This is a genomic window from Pseudomonas sp. MD195_PC81_125, assembly GCF_014060985.1.
In the GTDB taxonomy this organism is placed as follows: Bacteria; Pseudomonadota; Gammaproteobacteria; order Pseudomonadales; family Pseudomonadaceae; genus Aquipseudomonas; species Aquipseudomonas parakoreensis.
The window spans coordinates 1-3,822 of sequence record NZ_JABULD010000275.1 but is presented as its reverse complement, the minus strand read 5'-3'; the positions used below and the strand labels follow the sequence as shown (position 1 = coordinate 3,822).

7 protein-coding genes and 1 pseudogene are annotated in these 3,822 nt (G+C 54.7%); all 8 read left to right on the top strand.

The annotated features are described in order from the left end of the window. Positions 1-30: 30 nt before the first annotated feature. A complete protein-coding gene (gene rpmD / locus HT737_RS12175; RefSeq protein WP_003176408.1) occupies positions 31-207 on the top strand; it encodes a 50S ribosomal protein L30 in 177 nt (58 codons plus the stop codon). 3 nt (positions 208-210) lie between these two features. Next, entirely contained in the window at positions 211-648 is a 438-nt protein-coding gene (gene rplO, locus HT737_RS12170; RefSeq protein WP_003228720.1) for a 50S ribosomal protein L15, read from the top strand. Next, positions 649-1,977: a preprotein translocase subunit SecY gene (gene secY / locus HT737_RS12165; RefSeq protein WP_003228718.1), complete on the top strand. Its 1,329-nt coding sequence runs from the start codon at positions 649-651 to the stop codon at positions 1,975-1,977. 27 nt (positions 1,978-2,004) lie between these two features. Continuing rightward, entirely contained in the window at positions 2,005-2,121 is a 117-nt protein-coding gene (gene rpmJ / locus HT737_RS12160) for a 50S ribosomal protein L36 (RefSeq protein WP_002555468.1), read from the top strand. A 130-nt stretch (positions 2,122-2,251) separates the two neighbouring features. Then, on the top strand, positions 2,252-2,608 hold the full coding sequence (gene rpsM / locus HT737_RS12155) for a 30S ribosomal protein S13 (RefSeq protein ID WP_008374135.1): 357 nt from the start codon (positions 2,252-2,254) through the stop codon (positions 2,606-2,608). A 30-nt stretch (positions 2,609-2,638) separates the two neighbouring features. After that, positions 2,639-3,028, top strand: coding sequence for a 30S ribosomal protein S11 (gene rpsK, locus HT737_RS12150; protein ID WP_002555466.1), 390 nt, complete (start codon positions 2,639-2,641; stop codon positions 3,026-3,028). A gap of 18 nt (positions 3,029-3,046) precedes the next feature. Beyond that, complete coding sequence (gene rpsD, locus HT737_RS12145) at positions 3,047-3,667, top strand: 30S ribosomal protein S4 (protein WP_003176404.1); 621 nt, start codon at positions 3,047-3,049, stop codon at positions 3,665-3,667. A gap of 22 nt (positions 3,668-3,689) precedes the next feature. Beyond that, a pseudogene (locus HT737_RS12140) lies at positions 3,690-3,822 on the top strand (DNA-directed RNA polymerase subunit alpha); the annotation flags it as partial.

Below are 3,822 nucleotides of genomic sequence, written 5' to 3'. Positions count from 1 at the left end.
TGGCCTGACTGTCAAGGAGATCTTCTGATCATGGCTACCGTTAAAGTTACGCTGATCAAAAGCATGACCGGCCGCATCCCTAACCACAAACTGTGCGTTAAGGGTCTGGGTCTGCGTCGCATCGGTCACACTGTAGAAGTCCAGGATACTCCCGAGAATCGCGGGATGATCAACAAGGCTTACTACATGCTGCGTGTCGAGGGTTAATCGATGAAACTCAATGATCTGAGTCCAGCGCCGGGTTCCCGTCGCGAAAAGCATCGTCCGGGCCGTGGTATCGGTAGTGGTTTGGGTAAGACTGGTGGCCGTGGTCACAAGGGTCAAACCTCCCGCTCCGGTGGCACCATTGCTCCAGGCTTTGAAGGCGGTCAACAGCCGCTGCATCGTCGCCTGCCGAAGTTCGGTTTCGTTTCCCTGAAAGCCATGGACCGCGCAGAAGTGCGTCTGTCCGAGCTGGCCAAAGTGGAAGGCGACATCGTCACCGTGCAGTCCCTGAAAGATGCCAACGTGATCAACGTCAACGTACAGCGTGTGAAGATCATGCTGTCCGGTGAAGTGACTCGCGCTGTCACTATCGGCAAGGGAATCGGCGCCACCAAAGGTGCGCGTGCGGCTATCGAAGCAGCTGGCGGCAAGTTCGAGGAATAAATGGCTAAGCAAGGTGCTCTCTCTGCGCTCGGCAAAGGCGGTATGTCTGAACTCTGGGCTCGTCTGCGTTTTCTGTTCCTGGCGATTATCGTCTACCGAATAGGCGCACACATCCCGGTTCCAGGTATCAACCCGGACCGACTCGCAGACCTGTTTCGACAGAATGAGGGGACCATTCTTAGCTTGTTCAACATGTTCTCCGGCGGCGCGCTGGAACGGATGAGCATCTTTGCACTGGGGATCATGCCGTACATTTCGGCATCGATCATCATGCAACTGATGACCGCCGTCAGCCCGCAGCTGGAGCAGTTGAAGAAGGAAGGTGAAGCTGGCCGTCGCAAGATCAGCCAGTACACCCGCTACGGCACCGTCGTCCTCGCTCTCGTTCAGGCTATTGGCATGTCCATTGGCCTGGCGGGGCAGGGCGTTGCGTTCACTGGTGACTTTGGCTTCCATTTCGTCGCGGTATCCACTTTTGTGGCTGGTGCGATGTTCATGATGTGGCTGGGTGAGCAGATTACTGAGCGTGGTGTAGGCAACGGTATCTCGATGTTGATTTTTTCGGGTATCGTCGCCGGTCTTCCGAGAGCAATCGGGCAGTCTTTCGAGTCTGCGCGTCAGGGTGATATCAATATCTTCGCCCTGGTTGCCATCGGTTTGCTGGCAGTAGCGATTATCGGTTTCGTGGTGTTCATTGAGCGTGGTCAGCGTCGTATCGCTGTTCACTACGCCAAGCGTCAGCAGGGCCGCAAGGTTTTTGCTGCGCAGACAAGCCACTTGCCGCTGAAGGTGAACATGGCCGGTGTTATTCCGGCTATTTTCGCGAGCAGCATTCTGCTGTTCCCGGCTTCGTTGGGTGCCTGGTTTGGTCAGTCTGAAGGTATGGGCTGGTTGCAGGACATCTCGCAGTCGATCGCTCCTGGTCAGCCGTTGAATATTCTGCTGTTTAGTGCAGGGATTATTTTCTTCTGCTTCTTCTATACGGCGTTGATGTTCAATCCGAAAGACGTAGCGGAAAACCTGAAGAAGTCCGGTGCCTTTATTCCGGGCATCCGTCCAGGTGAGCAGTCTGCGCGCTATATTGATGGCGTTCTGACTCGCTTGACCATGTTCGGTGCTCTTTACATGACGGCCGTGTGCCTGTTGCCCCAGTTCCTGGTGGTTGCAGCAAACGTTCCGTTCTACCTTGGCGGGACCTCGTTGCTGATCGTGGTCGTGGTTGTGATGGACTTCATGTCCCAAGTACAATCGCACCTCGTTTCGCACCAGTACGAATCCCTGATGAAGAAAGCCAACCTGAAGGGTTACGGCAGCGGCATGTTGCGCTGAGTACCCATAAGGTTCGAGGAGTTGGTGATGAAAGTTCGTGCATCGGTGAAAAAGCTGTGCCGTAACTGCAAGATTATTCGCCGCGAAGGTGTTGTTCGAGTAATTTGCAGCGCGGAACCGCGTCACAAACAGCGCCAAGGCTGAGTGTGATTGTGCTTCAAGCCCGGCAGCTAGTGCGCTGCCGGGTTGATTATTTGTTATTACAGCGATATTATCTCGCGCCCTATTTCTTGGCTTCCGGGGCGTAGGTAGCTGTCAATTGGAGTCCCACTGAATGGCCCGTATTGCAGGCGTTAACATTCCAGATAACAAGCATACTGTTATCTCGCTGACCTACATCTATGGTGTCGGTCGCACTACTGCGCAGAAAATCTGTGCAGACACTGGGGTAAACCCAGCAGCAAAGATCAAAGATCTGAGCGACGAGCAAATTGAACAGCTGCGTGGCGAAGTGGCGAAGTTCACCACTGAAGGTGACCTGCGTCGCGAAATCAACATGAAAATCAAGCGCTTGATGGACCTCGGTTGCTATCGCGGTCTGCGTCATCGTCGCGGTCTTCCAGTACGCGGTCAGCGTACCAAGACCAACGCGCGTACCCGTAAAGGTCCGCGTAAGCCGATCCGCAAGTAATCGCCCCAGCGAATCGACAGGAATTTAATCATGGCAAAACCTGCTGCTCGTCCTCGTAAAAAAGTTAAAAAGACAGTGGTTGATGGCATCGCCCACATCCATGCTTCTTTTAACAACACCATCGTGACCATTACCGACCGTCAAGGTAACGCTCTTTCCTGGGCTACCTCCGGTGGTTCGGGTTTCCGCGGTTCCCGCAAGTCCACCCCGTTCGCTGCTCAAGTAGCTGCTGAGCGTGCTGGTCAAGCTGCGCTGGAATACGGCCTGAAAAACCTCGACGTTAACGTCAAGGGTCCAGGTCCAGGTCGTGAATCCGCAGTCCGCGCTTTGAACGGCTGTGGCTACAAGATCGCCAGCATCACCGACGTGACGCCAATCCCGCACAACGGGTGCCGTCCGCCGAAGAAGCGCCGCGTGTAATCCAGGAGATTGTAAAGAATGGCTCGTTACATTGGTCCAAAATGCAAACTCGCTCGTCGCGAAGGCACCGATCTCTTCCTGAAGAGCGGCGTGCGCGCGATCGAATCGAAGTGCAACATTGAAGCAGCACCTGGTATCCACGGCCAACGCCGCGGTCGCCAGTCCGACTACGGCACCCAACTGCGTGAAAAGCAGAAGGTTCGTCGTATATACGGCGTTCTCGAGCGTCAGTTCAGCGGCTACTACAAAGAAGCTGCTGGCAAGAAAGGTGCAACCGGTGAAAACCTGCTGCAACTGCTCGAATGCCGTCTGGACAACGTTGTATACCGTATGGGCTTTGGTTCGACTCGTGCCGAATCCCGTCAGCTGGTATCGCACAAGTCGATCAGCGTTAACGGTCAGACCGTAAACGTTCCGTCGTATCAGGTTCGTGCTGGTGACGTGGTCGCAGTTCGCGAGAAAGCAAAAAACCAACTTCGCATTGTCCAAGCTCTCGATCTGTGTGCCCAACGTGGCCGCGTAGAATGGGTAGAAGTAGACACTGAGAAGAAGTCGGGCGTTTTCAAGAACGTTCCTGCTCGCAGTGATCTGTCCGCCGACATCAACGAAAGCCTGATTGTCGAGCTCTACTCCAAGTAAGGGCTAGAAAATAGGTGCATCCATGCAGATTTCGGTAAATGAGTTCCTGACACCCCGCCACATTGATGTGCAGGTTGTCAGTCCAACCCGCGCCAAGATCACTCTCGAGCCTCTCGAGCGTGGTTTTGGCCACACCCTGGGCAACGCGCTGCGCC